This is a genomic window from Micromonospora fluostatini (genome assembly GCF_050410825.1).
In the GTDB taxonomy this organism is placed as follows: Bacteria; Actinomycetota; Actinomycetes; order Mycobacteriales; family Micromonosporaceae; genus Micromonospora; species Micromonospora rosaria.
The window spans coordinates 691,786-710,544 of record NZ_CP191251.1; the positions used below are offsets into that span (position 1 = coordinate 691,786).

The window sequence follows — 18,759 nt, forward strand, 5'->3', positions numbered from 1 at the left end:
CGCGACGACCGAGAGGATCAGGAGCACCCGATGAGCGCCGACGTGCCCGCCGCAGCAGCCGAGACCACCGCGCAGCCCGACGGCACCGGTCACTTCGGCCGCTTCGGCGGCCGGTTCGTGCCGGAGGCGCTGGTCGCGGCGCTGGACGAGCTGGGTGAGGCGCACCGGACGGCGATGGCCGACGAGTCCTTCCGGGCGCAGTTCGGCGCGCTGCTGCGGGACTACGCCGGCACCCCCTCGCTGCTCTACACCGCCGAGCGGCTCTCCGCCCGGGCCGGCGCGAAGGTCCTGCTCAAGCGGGAGGACCTGAACCACACCGGGGCGCACAAGGTGCGCAACGTCCTCGGCCAGGCGCTGCTCACCCGGCGGATGGGCAAGCGTCGGGTGATCGCCGAGACCGGGGCCGGGCAGCACGGCGTCGCCACCGCCACCGCCGCCGCCCTGTTCGACCTGGAGTGCGTCGTCTACATGGGCGAGGTGGACACCGAGCGGCAGGCGCTCAACGTGGCGCGGATGCGGATGCTCGGCGCCACCGTGGTGCCGGTCACCACCGGGTCCCGCACCCTCAAGGACGCGATGAACGAGGCGATGCGGGACTGGGTCGCCAACGTCGACGAGACCCACTACCTGATCGGCACGGCGGCCGGGCCGCACCCGTTCCCGGCGCTGGTCCGTGACTTCGTCCGGGGCATCGGTGACGAGGCGCGGCAGCAGTGCCTGGACCTGACCGGGGCGCTGCCGGACGCGGTGACCGCCTGCGTCGGTGGCGGCTCGAACGCGCTGGGCATCTTCCACGCCTTCGTCGGCGACCCCGACGTGCGGCTGTACGGCTTCGAGGCCGGCGGCGACGGGGTGGAGACCGGCCGGCACGCGGCCAGCATCACCGGTGGCACCTCCGGCGTGCTGCACGGCGCCCGGACGTACGTGCTCCAGGACGCCGACGGGCAGACCGTCGAGTCGCACTCGATCTCCGCCGGGCTGGACTACCCGGGGGTCGGGCCGGAGCACGCCTGGCTGCACGACACCGGCCGGGCCACGTACCTGCCGGTGACCGACGCCGAGGCGATGGCCGCGTTCGAGCTGCTCTGCCGGACCGAGGGGATCATCCCGGCGATCGAGAGCGCGCACGCCCTCGCCGGCACCCTGAAGATCGCTCCGAAACTCGCCGCCGACCTGGGCCGGGAGCCCACCATCGTGGTCAACCTCTCCGGCCGGGGCGACAAGGACGTGCACACCGCCGGCGAGTACTTCGGCATCCTCGACAAGGAGGAGAACGCGTGAGCGAGTCCGGCGAGCGGACCGTCGTGGTCGTTGTCCACGGCGACGCCGAACGCAGTGAGGTGGCGGCGTGAGCGAGTCTGGCGAGCGAACCGTCGTTGCCGTCGTCCACGACGACGCCGAACGCAGTGAGGTGGCGGCGTGAGCCGGATCGGGGTGGCGTTCGACAAGGCGCGGGCCGACGGGCGGGCGGTGCTGGTCGGCTGCATGCCGGCCGGGTTCCCGACGGTCGAGGGCAGCATCGCGGCGATGACCGCGATGGTCGAGGCCGGCGTCGACGTCATCGAGGTGGAGATCCCGTACTCCGACCCGGTGATGGACGGCCCGGTGATCCAGAAGGCCAGTGACATCGCCCTGGCCGGCGGGGTCCGGACCCGGGACACCCTGCGCATCGTTGAGGCGGTCGCGGCCACCGGCGCGCCGGTGGTGACGATGACCTACTGGAACCCGATCGAGCAGTACGGCGTGGACGCCTTCGCCCGGGACCTGGCCGCCGCCGGGGGCACGGGCCTGATCACCCCCGACCTGATCCCCGACGAGGCCGACGAGTGGCTGGCCGCCTCGGACGCCCACCAGCTCGACCGGACGTTCCTGGTCTCGCCCTCCTCCACCGACGCCCGCCTGGCGATGACCGTCGAGCACTGCCGGGGCTTCGTCTACGCGACCGCGGTCATGGGTGTCACCGGGGCCCGGACGCAGACCTCCTCCGCCGCGCCGACCCTGGTCTCCCGGGTCCGCGCCGTCACCGACCTGCCGGTCGGGGTGGGGTTGGGCGTCGGCACCGGCGCGCAGGCCGGCACGGTCGCCGGGTACGCCGACGGGGTGATCGTGGGCAGTGCCCTGATCCGCTGCCTGCTCGACGCCCCGGACCAGGCCAGCGGCGTGGCCGCGCTGCGGACGTTGAGCGCCGAGCTGGCCGAGGGCGTGCGCAACCCGCACCGCTGACCCGAAAGCCCTGCATCAGGGACGAGAACCCCGCGTCGGGCGGCATGCCACCGCATCGGGCAGTCCGTCCTGCCCTGGACAGGTGGGCCCGCACCGGCGGAGATCGCCGCGCTGTTCGCCGTCCGTTCGCCGTCCGGTCGCCGGCTGGACCTGCGGTGGTCGGCGGGGCGTCGGGGAGCGGTCGGTGGAAGACGAGCGGGCCTACCGGGGTGCCGCCGGGGCGTCGGGCGACGGTAGCGTGTTGACCCGTGACTCTCGCCTCGCTGACTCCCCAGGCGGCCCTGCCCAGCCCCAGCACCGCTGTCTGGCAGATCGGCCCTGTGCCGCTCCGGGCGTACGCGCTCTGCATCATCCTCGGCATCGTGGTGGCCTGCTGGGTCACCGAGCGGCGGCTGCGCCAGCGCGGCGTCGCGCCGGGCGCGGTGCTGGACATCGCGGTGTACGCGGTGCCCGCCGGCATCATCGGCGCCCGGATCTACCACGTGATCACCTCGCCGGACAAGTACTTCGGCGCCGGTGGGGAACTCATCAAGATCTTCTACATCCACGAGGGTGGGCTCGGCATCTGGGGCGCGGTCGCCGGTGGCGCGGTCGGCGCCTGGTTCGCCGCCCGCCAACTCGGCATCCCGTTCGCGGTGGTGGCCGACGCGCTCGCCCCCGGCCTGCCGCTGGCCCAGGCCGTCGGTCGGATCGGCAACTGGTTCAACAACGAGCTGTACGGCGGGCGGACCACGCTCCCGTGGGGCCTGGAGATCCACCGGATGGATCCGCAGAACCCGGGCCACGCGCTCCGCGACGACCAGGGGCAGCCGATCCTCGAACCGGGCCTGTACCACCCGACCTTCGCCTACGAGGCGCTGTGGAACGTCGGCGTCGCCGTCCTGGTGCTGCTGCTCGACCGGCGGCTGCGCCTCGGCCGGGGCCGGGCCTTCGCCCTGTACGTGATGGGCTACACCGTCGGCCGATTCTGGATCGAGATCATGCGGACTGACGAGGCCAACCGGATCCTCGGCGTCCGGCTCAACGTGTGGACCGCCGCCCTGGTCTTCCTCGGCGCGCTGATCTACTTCCTCCGGGTCCGCGGCCCCCGGGAGTACGTGATCCCGGTCGGCGCCGGCGCGGCGCCCGTGCCCACCGGCCCCAGCGGCGACGTCTCCCAGCTCGACCTCTCCCAGCGGGAGGAGAAGCCGTCCGCCGCCCCGGAGGGGTACCGGGTGGTCACCGAGGACGAGTTCCGCGCGTACCAGGAGACCGGCGCCGTGCCCGACGAACCGGACCGGGCGCGCGGGGCCGACCCGGCGTCGACCGGGCCGGACGCGCCGACGGAGAGCGGCGACGCGCCCGCCGCCGACGGGTCGACCGCCGACGCGGGGGCTCCCGCCGAGGGTGGCACCGGCCGGCGCGCCGAACGCGACAGCTGAGCGGGAGAGGCGGCAGCGATGCGTAGCGCGGTGGTGGTGGGGGCCGGACTCGGTGGCCTGGCGGTGGCCGGCGCGCTGGCCGGCTCCGGCTGGCGGGTCACCCTGCTGGAGCGGGCCGACCGGGTCCGCCCGGAGCCCACAGCCGTCGTGCTCTGGCCCAACGGGGTCCGCGCGCTGCGGGCGCTCGGCCTCGACACCGCCCTGGCGACGATCTCGACCCCGCTGGCCGACGGTGGGGTCCGCCGCCCCGACGGGCACTGGCTGGTCCAGCCCCGGCCGGCGGCGGCCGAACGCACCCCCGTGATCGTGCACCGGGAGGACCTGCACGACGCCCTGATCGCCGGCCTCGGCGACCGGGTGGAGCTGCGCACCGGCGTGACCATCCGGACGGTGCGGGCGACCCCCGACGACCGGCCGGCGGTCGGCGACGGCCGCCAGATGTTCGCCGCCGACCTGGTCGTCGCCGCCGACGGCACGGACAGCGTGGTCCGCCGGCACCTCGCCCCCACCTCCAGCGTGGTCAGCTCCGGCTGCGCCACCTGGGCGGCGGTGGTCCCCTGGTACCGGGCGCCGCAGGCGGCCGTGGACCACCCGAGCGGCGGGGAGGTGCTCGGCGCGGGGTACCGCTTCGTGGTGGCCCCGCTGGGCGAGCACGGCTCGACCCGGCGCGGCGGCGTCTACTGGGCCGCGACGGCGGCCGGCGCGCCCCGGCCGGAGCCCCCGGAGACCCAGCTCACGCTGCTGCGCCGCTGGTACGCGGGCTGGCCCAGCCCGATCGACGACCTGCTCGACGCCACCGACCCGAGTGCGCTGGTGCAGCACGAGATCCGTGAGCTGCGCCCGCTGCCCCGCACGTACGCCTTCCCGGCCGGCCCGGGGGGCGTGGTGTTGCTCGGTGACGCCGCCCACGCCATGCCGCCGCACCTCGGCCAGGGGGCGTGCCTCGCCTTCGAGGACGCGGCGACCCTGCAGAGCCTGGTCCGGGAGATCAGCCTGCCGGACGCCCTCGCCCGGTACGACCGGGCCCGGCGACCCCGGGCGGCGACGGTGGTCCGGCAGACCCGCCGGATGTCGGCGGTGCTGCGGACCCGGGGCCGGCTGGCGTTGCGGGCCCGGGACGCCGCGCTCGGCGCGATCACCCCGAGGCTGCTCGGCAACGCCGCCGAGGCCGCCGCCCGCTGGCAGCCGCCCACCCCCTGACCCGCCCCGCCGGCTCGCCGGGCGGGCGGGTCAGGGCCGGCCGGCGGTGGGCTCGGCGAGGCAGGCGGTGCCGATCCGGCGGAAGCCGACCCGCAGGTAGACCCGGGCGATCTCCGTGCTGCCGGCGGAGAGGAAGACCACCGAGGCGCCGGTGGCGAGCAGTTCGCGGGCCAGCGCGGCGGTGACCGCCGCGCCGAGCCCCCGTCGCCGGGCCGCCGGCAGGGTGGCCACCCCGGCGATCTCCGCCACGTCGCCCACCCGCATCGCCATGCCGCTGGCCAGGGCGCCCTGGCCGGGTACCTCCGCCAGGACGGAGAGCCGCCGGCCGTCGGCGACCCGGACCGCCTCCTCCTCCAGGGCGGCGACGTCCAGTTCGGTGACGGCGGCGTCACGGGCGGCCGGGCCGGCCTCGCCCCGGGCCGTTCCCGCCGCCGAGAATCCCACCGCCGCGACGGCGCGGCGCGCGGCCACGTCCCCGGCGAAGTCCGGCGCGTCGGGTGTGAGCAACCGCACCGGCACGTCGCTGAACACGCCCGGATCGGGCCGACTGTCCGGGTCCAGCACCAGCAGCGGCGCCTCCAGCACGGCCAGCCCCGCCGATCGGGCGACCGCGAGCAGCCCGGGATCGTGCTCGTGCACCCACTCGAACGCCTCCGGCAGTCCGAGGGCCCGCTGCCGGTGACGTACCGTGGTGATGTCGGCCGCCGACGGTGGCGCGGTGGCGTCCGGCGCCGGGCGGGCGTAGAACGGCCATCCGGGGCCTTCCCGGACGAACAACACCAGGCCACCGTGCTTCTCCGCACGGGCCGCGTCGCGGGGCACCGCGTCGTAGAACGACTCGATCCGGTCGAGCAGTCCCGCCTGTACCAAATCCACCGCGCGAGATTACCGTCTCAACTACTGGAAGTGTGATCAATCCGAACTGGCCTTGCGCGCCAGCCCCTACCGTAGACTCAATAGACCCTCTAGGGCCGACGTCGTCCCGACCGTGATCCAACCTGAGTGACGACAGGAGACCCGGTGGTTTTCCCGTACCCTCCCAATCCGCAGCTCGCCCCCGCCGCGACCGGGCTGTACGACCCGGCCCAGGAGCACGACGCCTGCGGCGTGGCCTTCGTGGCGGACCTGCACGGCCGGCGCTCCCACCAGGTCGTCGCGGGCGGTCTCGGGGCGCTCTGCCGGCTTGACCACCGGGGTGCCCGTGGCGCGGAGCCGAACACCGGCGACGGCGCCGGAATCATGATCCAGGTGCCGGACGCCTTCCTCCGCGCGGTGGTGGACTTCCCGCTGCCCCCGGCCGGGGAGTACGCCACCGGCCTGGTCTTCCTGCCCGACGACGACGCCGCCGAGGCGCAGGCGCGCCGGGTGGTCGACAAGTACGCCCTGGTCGAGGGGGCCGACCTGCTCGGCTGGCGGGACGTCCCGACCGACCCGAGCGGCCTCGGCGAGACCGCGCTGGCCGCGATGCCCCGGGTCCGGCAGGTCTTCGTCGCCGCGCACCGGCTCACCGACACCCCGGCCGGCCCGGCCGGCTCCCGGCTGACCGGCGTCGACCTGGACCGGGTGGCGTTCTGCCTGCGTAAGCAGGTCGAGCGGGAGACCGCCGAGCGGGGCGTGCCGGCGTACTTCCCGTCGCTGTCCGGCCGGACCATGGTGTACAAGGGGATGCTCACCCCGGACCAGCTCCCGGAGTTCTTCCCGGACCTGACCGACGAGCGGGTGGCCAGCGCGATCGCCCTGGTGCACTCCCGGTTCTCCACCAACACCTTCCCGTCCTGGCCGCTGGCCCACCCGTACCGGTTCATCGCGCACAACGGTGAGATCAACACCATCCGGGGCAACCGGAACTGGATGCAGGCCCGGGAGGCCCTGCTGCGCAGCCCGAACATCCCGGGCAACATCCGCCGCCTCTTCCCGGTCTGCACCCCGGCCGCCAGCGACTCGGCCAACTTCGACGAGGTGCTGGAGCTGCTGCACCTGGCCGGGCGGAGCCTGCCGCACGCGGTGCTGATGATGATCCCCGAGGCCTGGGAGAACGACCCGGGCATGCGGCCGGACAAGCGCGCCTTCTACCGCTTCCACGCCAGCCTGATGGAGCCCTGGGACGGCCCCGCCTCGGTCGCCTTCACCGACGGTGAGATCGTCGGCGCGGTGCTGGACCGCAACGGGCTGCGGCCGGGCCGCTGGTGGCGTACCGCCGACGGGCTCGTGGTGCTGGGCAGCGAGGCGGGCGTGCTCGACCTCGACCCGGCCACCGTGGTCGCCAAGGGGCGGCTCCAGCCCGGCCGGATGTTCCTGGTCGACACGGTCAACGGCCGGATCGTCCAGGACGAGGAGATCAAGGCCGAACTGGCCGCCGCGCAGCCGTACGCCGACTGGCTGCACGCCGGGTTGATCGAGCTGGACGACCTGCCCCGGCGCGAGCCCAGCGTCTACACCCACGACTCGGTGCGCCGCCGCCAGCAGACCTTCGGGTACACCGAGGAGGAGCTGAAGATCCTGCTCGCCCCGATGGCGCGGACCGGGGCGGAGCCGATCGGCTCGATGGGCACCGACACCCCGATCGCCGCGCTGTCGGAGCGCCCCCGGCTGCTCTACGACTACTTCCACCAGCTCTTCGCCCAGGTCACGAACCCGCCGCTGGACGCCATCCGCGAGGAGCTGGTGACCAGCCTGGCGTCGACCATCGGCCCGGAGGGCAACCTGCTCGACCCGGGTCCGGCGAGCTGCCGGCAGATCGTGCTGCCGTACCCCGTGATCGACAACGACGAGCTGGCCAAGATCCTCTCCATCGACGAGGACGGTGACCTGCCCGGCTTCAAGGCCGTCCGGGTCTCCGGGCTGTACCGGGTCCGCGACGGCGGCCCCGGCATCCGGGCCCGGCTGACCGAGATCTGCCGGCACGTCTCCGAGGCGATCGAGGACGGCGTCCGGATCCTGGTCCTGTCCGACCGGGACTCCAACGAGCGGCTCGCCCCGATCCCGTCGCTGCTGCTCACCGCCGCCGTGCACCAGCACCTGGTCCGGGAGCAGACCCGCACCCAGGTCGCGCTGGTCGTCGAGTCCGGTGACTGCCGCGAGGTGCACCACGCCGCCGTGCTCATCGGGTACGGCGCCGCCGCGGTCAACCCGTACCTGGCCTTCGAGTCGGTCGAGGACATGATCGCCACCGGGGCCCTGCCCGGCGTGGAGCCGGCCACGGCGGTGCGCAACTACGTCAAGGGGCTCGGCAAGGGCGTCCTGAAGATCATGTCGAAGATGGGCATCTCGACCGTCTCGTCGTACTGCGGGGCGCAGGTCTTCGAGGCCGTCGGCCTGGACAGCCGGCTGGTCGAGCGCTACTTCCGGGGCACCCCGAGCACCATCGGCGGGATCGGCCTGGCCGAGATCCACTCCGAGGTCGCCGCCCGGCACACCCGGGCCTGGCCCGCGCCGGGCGCCGAGGCCCCCACCCGGCTGGAGGTCGGCGGGGAGTACCAGTGGCGGCGCGAGGGCGAGCTGCACCTGTTCAACCCGCAGACGGTCTTCCTGCTCCAGCACGCCACCCGCAGCCGGCAGTACGACGTCTTCCGGGACTACACCGCCAAGGTCGACGAGCTGGCCGCGAAGACCGGCTCGCTGCGCGGGCTGTTCAGCCTGCGTACCGGCGTCCGGCCCCCGGTGCCGATCGACGAGGTCGAGCCGGTCAGCGAGATCGTCAAGCGGTTCGCCACCGGCGCCATGTCGTACGGCTCGATCTCGGCGGAGGCGCACGAGACCCTGGCCGTGGCGATGAACCGCCTCGGCGGCAAGTCCAACACCGGTGAGGGTGGCGAGGACGTCGAGCGGCTGCACGACCCGCAGCGGCGCAGCGCGGTCAAGCAGATCGCCAGCGGCCGGTTCGGGGTGACCAGCGAGTACCTGGTCAACGCCGACGACCTCCAGATCAAGATGGCCCAGGGCGCGAAGCCCGGCGAGGGTGGGCAGCTCCCCGGCAACAAGGTCTGGCCGTGGATCGCCCGGACCCGGCACGCCACCCCGGGCGTCGGTCTGATCTCCCCGCCGCCGCACCACGACATCTACTCCATCGAGGACCTCGCCCAGCTCGTGCACGACCTCAAGTGCGTCAACCCGGCCGCCCGGGTGCACGTCAAGCTGGTCAGCGAGGTCGGCGTGGGTACGGTCGCGGCCGGCGTGGCCAAGCTCAAGGCCGACGTCATCCTGATCTCCGGTCACGACGGCGGCACCGGCGCGTCCCCGCTGAACTCGCTCAAGCACGCCGGCACCCCGTGGGAGCTGGGGCTGGCCGAGGCGCAGCAGACCCTGCTGCTGAACAAGCTGCGCGACCGGGTCACCGTCCAGGTCGACGGGCAGCTCAAGACCGGCCGGGACGTGCTGGTCGCGGCCCTGCTCGGGGCCGAGGAGTTCGGCTTCGCCACCGCCCCGCTGATCGTCGCCGGCTGCGTCATGATGCGGGTCTGTCACCTGGACACCTGCCCGGTCGGCATCGCCACCCAGAACCCGGCGCTGCGCGAGCGCTTCACCGGCCAGCCGGAGTTCGTCGAGAACTTCTTCCTCTTCCTCGCCGAGGAGGTCCGGGGGTACCTGGCGGAGCTGGGGCTGCGCAGCATCGACGAGGCCATCGGCCGCACCGAGCTGCTCGACGTCGCCCCGGCGGTGGACCACTGGAAGGCCAAGGGCCTGGACCTGGCCCGGGTGCTGCACCTGCCGGAGCTGCCCGAGGGGGCGGCCCGGCGCGGGATCCGCGCCCAGGACCACGGCCTGGAGCTGGCCCTGGACAACGAGCTGATCGCGCTGGCCCAGCCGGCGCTGAGCGACCGGGAGCCGGTCCGGGTCGAGGTGGCGGTCCGCAACGAGCACCGCAGCGTCGGCGCGATGCTCGGCGGCGAGGTGACCCGCCGCTTCGGCGGCGCCGGCCTGCCCACCGACACCATCGAGTTCGTGCTGCGCGGCACCGCCGGGCAGTCGTTCGGCGCGTTCCTGCCCGCCGGGGTGACCCTGCGGCTGCACGGCGACGCCAACGACTACGTCGGCAAGGGCCTCTCCGGCGGCCGGCTGGTCGTCCGCCCGGACGCCGCCGCCCCGTTCGTCACCGGCGATGCCGGGCCGGGGGAGCGCGCCGAGGACCAGATCATCGCCGGCAACACCATCCTGTACGGCGCCACCGCCGGGGAGGTGTTCCTGCGCGGCCGGGTCGGCGAGCGGTTCGCCGTCCGTAACTCCGGCGCGGTGACCGTCGTGGAGGGCGTCGGTGACCACGGCTGCGAGTACATGACCGGCGGTACCGTGGTGGTGCTCGGCCCGACCGGGCGCAACTTCGCCGCCGGCATGTCCGGCGGCACCGCGTACGTCTGGCGGCTGGACCGGCACCGGGTCAACACCGAGCTGGTCGACCTGGCGCCGTTGCGCGACGAGGAGCGGGCACACCTGCACGAGCTGGTGCAGAAGCACTTCACCGAGACCGACTCCGCGGTCGCCGAGGACCTGCTCAAGCGCTGGCCTGACGCGGTGGAGGAGTTCACGGCGGTGGTCCCCCGGGACTACCGCCGGGTTATGGAGATCATGCGGGCCGCCGAAGCCGCCGGCCAGAACGTCGACGACGCGGTGATGGACGCCCTCGCGGCACCGGCCGCGTCGGCAACCCAGCCGGCGCCGGCCGCCCCGGCGGCGCCGGTGCCGCCCGCGCCGCGGGTGGTCGCCCAGGAGGTGGCTCGTGCCTGACCCGAACGGTTTTTTGCGCTACGACCGGCGGCTGCCCGCGCGCCGTCCGGTGCCGGTGCGGATCAGCGACTGGCGCGAGGTGTACCCGCCGGCCGGAGAGGAGCTGATCCGGGAGCAGGCGACCCGCTGCATGGACTGCGGCATCCCGTTCTGCCACGACGGCTGCCCGCTGGGCAACCGCATCCCGGACTGGAACGACCTGGTCCGCACCGGTTCCTGGGACTCGGCCGTGGACACGCTGCACGCGACCAACAACTTCCCGGAGTTCACCGGTCGGCTCTGCCCGGCGCCCTGCGAGGCGGCCTGCGTCCTGGGCATCGGCGGCGGTGACGCGGTCACCATCAAGCAGGTCGAGGTGGAGATCGCCGACGCGGCGGTGGCCCGGGGCGGACTCGCCCCGCAGCCGGTGCCGACCCCCACCGGCCGTACGGTCGCCGTGGTCGGCTCCGGCCCCGCCGGTCTCGCCGCCGCCCAGCAACTGGCCCGCGCCGGTCACGCCGTCACCGTGTACGAGCGCGACGACGCCATCGGTGGCCTGCTGCGCTACGGCATCCCGGACTTCAAGCTGGAGAAGGAGCACATCGACCGGCGGCTGGCCCAGCTCGCCGCCGAGGGGGTGCGGTTCCGGACCGGTGTCGAGGTCGGGGTCGACGTCACCGCCCGGCAGTTGCGCGCCGAGTACGACGCGGTGCTGCTGGCCTGTGGCGCGCTCGCCGGCCGGGACACCCCGGCCACCCCGGGCCGGGCCCTGCGCGGGGTGCACCAGGCGATGTCCCACCTGGTGGCCGCGAACCGGGCGGTCGCCGCCGCCGGTGACGGGAAGGTCCCCGGCGCCGTCCTGCCCGACGGCACCCCGATCGACGCCGCCGGCAAGCACGTGGTGATCATCGGTGGTGGCGACACCGCCGCCGACTGCCTCGGCGTCGCCCACCGCCAGGGCGCCGCCGGCGTGTACCAGCTCGACATGTACCCGGAGCCCCCGCACGCCCGGGACGCGGCCCGCGACCCGTGGCCGACCTGGCCCTGGGTGCTGCGCAGCTACGCGGCCCACGAGGAGGGCGGCGAGCGCCTCTTCGCCGCCGCGGTGCAGGAGTTCGTCGACGACGGCACCGGCCAGGTGCGGGCGGTCCGGATCGCCGAGGTCACCGTCGAGAAGCGCGACGGCCAGCGGATCGTCACCCCGGTACCCGGCTCGGAGCGGGAACTGCCGGCGGACCTGGTACTCCTGGCGATCGGCTTCGAGGGCACCGAGCAGCAGCCGCTGCTGGAGCAGCTCGGGGTGACCCGCAACGTCCGGGGCGCGGTCGACGCCCGCCCCGACTGGCAGACCAGCGTGGACGGGGTCTTCGTCGCCGGTGACATGCACCGGGGCGCCTCCCTGGTCGTCTGGGCCATCGCCGAGGGCCGCGCGGCAGCCGCCGCCATCCACGCCCACCTCGGTGGCCACGGCCGACTCCCGGCCCCGGTCGGCCCGGCCGCCCAGCCCCTCGCCGCCCGCTGACCCGTACCCCCGTCCTGCCCGACCGGCACACCGGCCCTCCGGCCGGTGTGCCGGTCCGCTTCCGGCCCCCACCGACCGCGCGACCACGTCGCGCCGGATCCGGAGGCCCTCCCACCGCGCCCGGCTGGCGGCCGGACGACGGCCGAGCGGCATCCTGTCCCGGGACCTCTTTCGGCCTCCCCGACCACCCGCCCTGGCCACCCGCCCTGAAGGCCCTTTCGACCTGCCCCGTCCACAGGACCACCGACACCGCGCCGTCTTCATGAGGCCACGGCCGGGCGGTCTTCATGGGCCACGGGGTCCTGCGGCCTTGGTGGGGCCACCGGCGGTGTGGTCTTCAGGGGGCCACGGGGCGTGCGGTCGGCGTTGCCGGCCCTCGGCGCGCCCGGTGCTGTAGCAACCGCGTGGGGTGGTGAGCGGGCGCCCCGTTCGTGGGGGCAGCTCGAAAGGACGGTCGACAGTACCGTCGCCCCTGCGCCGGCCCCGGACCTGCGGCACTCCACCCGCCGGTCCGGACCCGGCTGCTGCGGGGGACGGGGTCGTGCCGCCAGGGCGGACGGAGGTCAGTGCGCGCCGGTGACCGGGCCGGGGCCGGTGACCGGTCTGGTGGCCGGTGGGGTGGGCGGGAGGGGCAGGGGGAGGCCGGGCAGCCCGTCGAGGCTGGTCGCCACGTGGTCCTTGGCGGCGAAGTAGGCGCCCAGCGACTCGTCGTCCTCCCGGGCGAAGCGCCGGCCGTGCAGGTCGCGGTCGGCCTCGTAGGTCATCAGGGGGACGGCGAAGCCGCAGGTGTCGCGGATGAGGTCGGCCCGGACCACGATGATCGCCCGGAGCCCGTGCGGGCGGGGGTCGATGGTGGGGAAGTGGGCCAGCAGGTCGCTCCAGCGTGGATCGTCGCGGAAGACCGGCTCGCCCCGGCCGTGCACGCGCACGATGGTCGGTGGGCCGTCGAAGGCGCACCACATCAGCGTGATCCGGCCGTTCTCCCGCAGGTGGGCGATGGTCTCCGCGTTGCTGCCGGCGAAGTCGAGGTAGGCGACGGTGTGGTCGTCGAGGACGGCGAACGAGCCGGTGAGCCCCTTGGGAGAGAGGTTGACCGTCCCATTGTCCATCCTGCGGACTGCCGGGTGTTCCCTGGATGGAAATGTTTCGATAGCATTACCGACCAGTAACAACCCGTCTCCTTCCGGCCACGCGCGCGGCTGCCGAGGATCCACCACCCCCTGCCCGTGGAGGTCCGTCCATGCTCCACCGCCCGCTGGCCCGCGCCCTCTCCGCGCTGGTCGCCCTCGCCGCCGCCGCGTTCGGCGCGGTGCTCGTACCCGGCACCGCCCAGGCCGCCGCGCCCGTCCACTACGCCGCCCTCGGCGACTCGTACTCCTCCGGCGTCGGTGCCGGTCCCTACGACTTCTCCGGCTGTCTGCGCAGCGAGAAGTCGTACGCCCCGCTGTGGGCCGCCGCCAACGCGGTGGACAGCTTCCGCTTCGTCGCCTGCGGCGGCGCGGTCACCGACGACGTGCTCAACCGGCAGCTCGGCGCGTTGAGCACCAGCACCACCCTGGTCACCATCACCATCGGCGGCAACGACGCCGGCTTCGTCGACGTCATCACCAGTTGCCGGTTCGGCAGCACCACCTCCTGCACCAACGCGGTGAACGAGGCGAAGGCGTTCGCCACCGGCACCCTTCCCGGCAAGCTCGACCGCACGTACGCGGCGATCCGGGACCGGGCGCCGAACGCCCGGCTGATCGTGCTCGGGTACCCCCGGCTCTTCGAGACCGGCTCCTGCGGGGTGCTGGCGATGAGCGCCCACAAGCGCACCCTGCTCAACGAGGCCGCCGACGTGCTCGCCACGGTCACCGCCGGCCGGGCCGCCGCGGCCGGGGCCACTTTCGCCGACACCCGCTCCCACTTCGCCGGGCACGGCGTCTGCGGCGCCGACCCGTGGATCCGGGACGTCACCGGGGTCATCGAGGCGTACCACCCGAACGCCGCCGGGTACCGGGACGGCTACCTGCCCGCCCTCACCGCCGCCACCCGCTGACCCACCCCACCCGATTCCCCACCCCCTCGACGGACCGGCGCGGCGCGTCCCTTGCGGACTGTGCGCACCCGCGCCGGTCCGTTAGGGTTCGCTGGACCGGGTCAGCAGCGACGTGGGGGGCAGTGGGTGGGCAGGCTCGCTTCGGCGTACGGGCAGGCGGTCACCGCCCACCGGCAGGCCCGGGACCGGGTGGCCGCCGCCCGGCGGGTCCTCGACGACCGGCCACCGGCCACCCCCGACGGCAGCGCCGACCTGGTCGCCCGGCTGGCCCGGCTCGGTGCCGCGCTCGGTACCCCCGCCCCCGGCGCGACCGCGCTGACCAGCACCGCCGTCCCGGTCCGCGTCGGCGCGGCGGCCAGCCCCGACGGTGACTTCCCGGCGTTGGTACCCCTCGGCAGCGGGCACCACCTGGCGGTGGACGTCGACGCCCGGGACGCCCGGGTCGGCGGCCTGCTGCGCGCCCTCGTGCTGCGGCTGCTCGCCACCGCCCCACCCGGCTCGGTGCGGGTCTGGGGGATCGACACCGCCGCCCTCGGCGCCACGTTCGCCCCGCTGCGTCCCCTGGTCGACGCGGGCGTGCTGGCCCCACCGGCGACCACCGAGGCGGAGGTTTCCGCCGGGCTCGACGCGGCGGAACGGCACGCCCGCGACGCCCGGCACGCCGAGCCCGGCCGGGTGGAGCTGCTGCTGGTGGTCGCCGCCTCCGCACCGGCCCCCCGGGAACTGGCCCGGCTCGCCGCGCTCACCCACGCCGGCCCGGCCGCCGCGGTCTGCGTCCTGGTCGCCGGGTACCCGTACCGCACCGCCGGGGACCCGCCGGCCCCGCTGGGCAGCACCACCCAGGTCCGCCTCGACGACCGGTGGGCGTACGTGGGCGACCCGCCGGGCCGGCCGTACAGCGTGGACGGCAGCGGGCTGGCCGCGCCGGTGCTGCTCGACGGCGACCCACCGGCTGCCTCGGTGCAGGCCCTCGCCGAGCACCTCGCCGCGGCCACCCGCCGGCACGGCGCGCTCACCTTCTCCGACCTGCTGCCCGAGCGGCGCTGGGCCGAGTCGTCCGGCCCCGGCCTGCGCACCGTCATCGGCCGGCACGGGCGCTCCCCGGCGACCGTCGCGTTCGACGACGTCACCCCGCACTGGCTGGTGGGCGGCCGGACCGGGTCGGGCAAGACGGTCTTCCTCATCGACGTCCTCTACGGGCTCGCCGCCCGGTACCCGCCCGCCGAGTTGCAGCTCTACCTGCTCGACTTCAAGGAGGGCGTCAGCTTCACCGAGTTCGTGCCGACCGGCCGGGACCCGTCCTGGCTGCCGCACGCCCGCGCCGTCGGCATCGAGTCCGACCGGGAGTACGGCGTCGCCGTGCTGCGCGAGCTGCGCCGGGAACTGAACCGGCGGGCCGCCGCCCTCAAACGGCACGGCGTCACCAAGCTCGCCGACCTGCCCCGGGACACTCCGGTACCCCGGATCGTGGCGGTGGTCGACGAGTTCCACGTGCTGCTCGCCGGCAACGACGCGGTGGCCCGGGAGGCGGTCGACCTGCTGGAGGAGTTGGCCCGCAAGGGCCGCTCGTACGGCGTCCACCTGGTCCTGGCCAGCCAGAGCACCGGCGGCATCGAGGCACTCTACGGCCGGGCGGAGGCGATCTTCGGCCAGTTCCCGCTGCGGGTCGCGCTGCCCGGCGGCTCCGGGGTGCTCGACGCGATGAACGAGGCGGCCGGGGCGCTGCCGATCGGCTCGGCGGTGCTCAACACCGCCGCCGGGGAGGCCGGCGCGGACACCGTGATCCGGTTCCCCGACGCGCACGCCGACGCCGCCGCCCTCGCCGCGCTGCGCCACGAACTGTGGGACGCCCGGCCGTCGGGCGCGCGGCCACCCGCGGTCTTCCGGGGGTACGAGGCGGCGCACGTCGAGGACGATCCCACCTTTGCCGGGCTGCGCCCCGGTGGCCGCCGGCCGCTCGCCCTGGTCGGCCGGACCGTCGACGTGGACGGCACCACCGCGCTGTTCACCATGGACGCCACCCCGGGGCGGCACCTGGCCGTGGTCGGTACCGCCGCCCTCGGCGCGGACGTGCTGCGCGCGGCGACCCTGAGCCTCGCCCGGCAGCACGCCCCCGGCGAGGCCCGGTTCCTGCTCGTCCCGCTGGTCGCCGCCGCCGACGGGGCGGCCGACGAGACCGCCGCCGCGCTGGCCGCCGCCGGGCACCCCGTCGACCTGCTCGACGCCGCCGGGCTGCGCGACCGGATCCCCGCCCTCACCGAGCCCGCCGCTGCCGCCACCGGCCGCACGTACCTGGTGGTCTTCGGGGTGGACGCGGCCGGGGCGGCGCTGGGCCGCAGCGACCCCAGCACCTTCCGGTCCGGGTACGACGACCTGCGGACGCTGCTGCGGCACGGCCCCGGGCACGGGGTGCACCTGCTCGGCTGGTGGCGTGGGCTGCGCCGGCTCGCCGAGGACGTGGGCGGCGCGCAGAACCGCGACGACGTCGCCTGCCTGGTCGCGCTGAACGTCCCCGGCGCGGAACTCGGCCTGTACCTGGGCGTGCACAACCTCAGCTACACGCCCCGCCCGGACCGGGCCCTGCTGGTGGACCGGCACGACCAGCGGACCCGGCTGATCGTGCCGTTCGTCCGGGTCGGACACGAGCTGGACGAGGAGCAGTGACGGTGAGCAGCTACGACGACTACGTGGCGCTGGCCCGGCAGCTCTCCGAGCGGCGCCGGGCCGGGGAGCGCGACGCCGCCGCCGACACCGACCGCCGCCGGAGCCTGCTCGCCGCCGCCGACCAGCTCGACCACCGGCTCGCCGCGCAGGCCCAGCACCTGGACCAGCTCGGCCGCGCGTTCGGCGTGCCCCCGCCCCCGCACCCGTCCGCCGCCCCGGGTGGACCAGCACCGTCGACCGTCCCGCCGGTGTCGGGCCCCGGCGGGCCGCCCGGCCCGGTGGCGCCGGTACCCGGCCACGGGGCGGGCACCGGTGCGCCGGGATGGGGCGCGGGTGGCGGCCCGGGGCCGGGCAGCGGGCCCGACGGCGGCGCAGCCGCCGCGTCGGGGTGGCCGGGCGGCGAGGCGTACCCCCAGGTGACGGTGGGTCCGGCGGACCGGGCGCTGCCGGTGGCGGTGGGCCCGGGGGTGCCTGCGCAGCGCACGGCGGCGCTCGACCCGGCCGGCGAACTGGAGGTGGCGCGACGCCTCGCCGACGACGCCGACCGGCACGCCCAGCAGGCCGAGCGCTACGCCCACCAGCCGGTGCTGCTGCCCGGCTGGACGCCGCTGGCGCGGGCGCTGGCCGTGTACACCGGCTGCGCGGCGGTCGGCGTGCTGATGATGCTCGGCCTGGTGCTCGGCAACGGGATCGGCCTGGTCGACGGGTTCACCCTGGGCGCGTGGATGTGCGCCGGGCTGCCGGCGCTGTCGTTCTTCGGCGGGTACCTGATCCTCGGCCGGTGGGGGAAACCGGTGCTGGTCGCCGGCACCCCACCCCGGTACGTGCACGTCGGCTTCCTGGTCTGCTTCCTGCTCGTCCCGATCGCCTACTGCGCCTACCTGGTCCTGATCCGCACCTTCCGCTGAGCCGGCACACCCTCGCCGGTCACCGCGGGCCGCCCGGTCAGCCCGTGGCGAGGGCGGCGACCTCGTCGGCGCAGCCCCAGGCGAGGGTGACGCCCGCGCCGCCGTGGCCGTAGGCGTGCACCAGCCGCCGCCCCGGCACGCCGGTCGACTCCCGCTCCACCCGGGGGCCGCCGTGCCGGGCCGGCCGCAGCCCGATGCGCTCCCCGAGCACCGGCGCGTCGGCCAGCTCCGGGACCAGCTCCACGCAGCGGGCCCGGATCGCCTCGGCGGTCGCCGGATCGGGGTCGGTGTCCGACCGCTGCGGGTCGAAGGTGCCGCCGAGGACCACGTCGTGCCGGCGCGGGTGCACGTACGTGATGCCCCGGGGGTTGGCCTCGTCGCGGACCGAGGTGGTCAGGCCGGGGTTGGCCACCAGCACGATGTGCCCCCGGACCGGGTACACCGCCGGGTCGCCCGCGAGTTCCCGGGCGGCCAGCCCGGTCGCGTTGACCACCGTCGCCGCCCCACCGAACGTCTCCGTCGTGCCGGTCGTCGCGCCGGTGAAGGCGTCGTCGAGGTGGTCCAGGCGGTGTCGCACCACCCGGCCGCCCCCGGCGACCAGCCGGTCGTGCAGCCAGGCCAGGTACGGCGACATCTCCACCGTCGGCGCGGTGAACCGCAACTCCACCTCGTACGGCGGGTCGGCCGGGTGGACCACCAGGTCACCGGTCGCCTCGGCCCACCACGGCGGGCCGTCGAACCGGCCGCGCAGCAGCATCCGGGTGGGCCGCAGCACCACCCCCGGCACCCCCTCGGCGGCCTGCCGGGTCAGCACCGTGTACGTGTCCCGCGCCCAGCGCAGCACCCGGGGATCCTCGTCGGTGTGGGTCGGGTACCAGACGGCGGCGGCGACCGTGGAGACCGTCCGCTCGGGATCGTCGGCGGCCAGCACGGTCACCCGGAACCCCTGCTCCTGGAGCCGGACCGCCGCCGTCAACCCGACGATGCCGCCACCGACCACCACCGCGTCCGTCGTTCCTGTCATCGGGAGCCCCTTCCGGGTCGGGTGCCGCCCGTTCGACCCGGGGGCACGGGATCGGG

General features: G+C 75.2%; 12 protein-coding genes. 9 read left to right on the forward strand and 3 right to left on the reverse strand.

The window, feature by feature from the left end:
- Positions 1-30: 30 nt before the first annotated feature.
- From trpB to ACQUFX_RS03240, 4 genes are all read left to right on the forward strand, one after another.
- Positions 31-1,281 (forward strand): tryptophan synthase subunit beta, encoded by a 1,251-nt coding sequence (gene trpB, locus ACQUFX_RS03225; protein WP_428964550.1) that lies wholly within the window; start codon positions 31-33, stop codon positions 1,279-1,281.
- Positions 1,282-1,419: 138 nt separating this feature from the next.
- Entirely contained in the window at positions 1,420-2,223 is an 804-nt protein-coding gene (gene trpA, locus ACQUFX_RS03230; protein WP_428964551.1) for a tryptophan synthase subunit alpha, read from the forward strand.
- 248 nt (positions 2,224-2,471) lie between these two features.
- Complete coding sequence (gene lgt / locus ACQUFX_RS03235; protein WP_428964552.1) at positions 2,472-3,644, forward strand: prolipoprotein diacylglyceryl transferase; 1,173 nt, start codon at positions 2,472-2,474, stop codon at positions 3,642-3,644.
- 18 nt (positions 3,645-3,662) lie between these two features.
- Positions 3,663-4,844, forward strand: a complete 1,182-nt coding sequence (locus ACQUFX_RS03240) for an FAD-dependent oxidoreductase (protein WP_428964553.1) — start codon at positions 3,663-3,665, stop codon at positions 4,842-4,844.
- A 30-nt stretch (positions 4,845-4,874) separates the two neighbouring features.
- Here ACQUFX_RS03240 and ACQUFX_RS03245 read toward each other — a convergent pair whose 3' ends face one another.
- Positions 4,875-5,720, reverse strand: coding sequence for a GNAT family N-acetyltransferase (locus ACQUFX_RS03245; RefSeq protein WP_428964554.1), 846 nt, complete (start codon positions 5,718-5,720; stop codon positions 4,875-4,877).
- Between the two features lie 144 nt (positions 5,721-5,864).
- On the opposite strand from ACQUFX_RS03245, the gene gltB reads away from it, so the two are divergent.
- Positions 5,865-10,565 (forward strand): glutamate synthase large subunit, encoded by a 4,701-nt coding sequence (gene gltB / locus ACQUFX_RS03250; RefSeq protein ID WP_428964555.1) that lies wholly within the window; start codon positions 5,865-5,867, stop codon positions 10,563-10,565.
- The gene (locus ACQUFX_RS03255) at positions 10,558-12,066 is read left to right on the forward strand and encodes a glutamate synthase subunit beta (protein ID WP_428964556.1); all 1,509 of its coding nucleotides are present in this window, start codon (positions 10,558-10,560) and stop codon (positions 12,064-12,066) included. The genes gltB and ACQUFX_RS03255 overlap by 8 nt, the downstream gene beginning before the upstream one ends.
- 563 nt (positions 12,067-12,629) lie before the next feature.
- On the opposite strand, the gene ACQUFX_RS03260 is transcribed toward ACQUFX_RS03255, so the two are convergent.
- On the reverse strand, positions 12,630-13,175 hold the full coding sequence (locus ACQUFX_RS03260) for a pyridoxamine 5'-phosphate oxidase family protein (protein WP_428964557.1): 546 nt from the start codon (positions 13,173-13,175) through the stop codon (positions 12,630-12,632).
- 131 nt (positions 13,176-13,306) lie between these two features.
- Here ACQUFX_RS03260 and ACQUFX_RS03265 point away from each other — a divergent pair, with 131 nt between their 5' ends.
- The 3 genes from ACQUFX_RS03265 (at position 13,307) to ACQUFX_RS03275 (ending at position 17,679) form a co-directional block, all read left to right on the forward strand.
- On the forward strand, positions 13,307-14,107 hold the full coding sequence (locus ACQUFX_RS03265; protein ID WP_428964558.1) for an SGNH/GDSL hydrolase family protein: 801 nt from the start codon (positions 13,307-13,309) through the stop codon (positions 14,105-14,107).
- 126 nt (positions 14,108-14,233) lie between these two features.
- On the forward strand, positions 14,234-16,771 hold the full coding sequence (locus ACQUFX_RS03270) for an FtsK/SpoIIIE domain-containing protein (RefSeq protein WP_428964559.1): 2,538 nt from the start codon (positions 14,234-14,236) through the stop codon (positions 16,769-16,771).
- 2 nt (positions 16,772-16,773) lie between these two features.
- On the forward strand, positions 16,774-17,679 hold the full coding sequence (locus tag ACQUFX_RS03275) for a hypothetical protein (protein WP_428964560.1): 906 nt from the start codon (positions 16,774-16,776) through the stop codon (positions 17,677-17,679).
- A 37-nt stretch (positions 17,680-17,716) separates the two neighbouring features.
- Here the strand turns inward: ACQUFX_RS03275 and ACQUFX_RS03280 are convergent, their stop codons facing one another.
- The gene (locus tag ACQUFX_RS03280; protein ID WP_428964561.1) at positions 17,717-18,703 is read right to left on the reverse strand and encodes an FAD-dependent oxidoreductase; all 987 of its coding nucleotides are present in this window, start codon (positions 18,701-18,703) and stop codon (positions 17,717-17,719) included.
- Positions 18,704-18,759 lie beyond the last annotated feature (56 nt).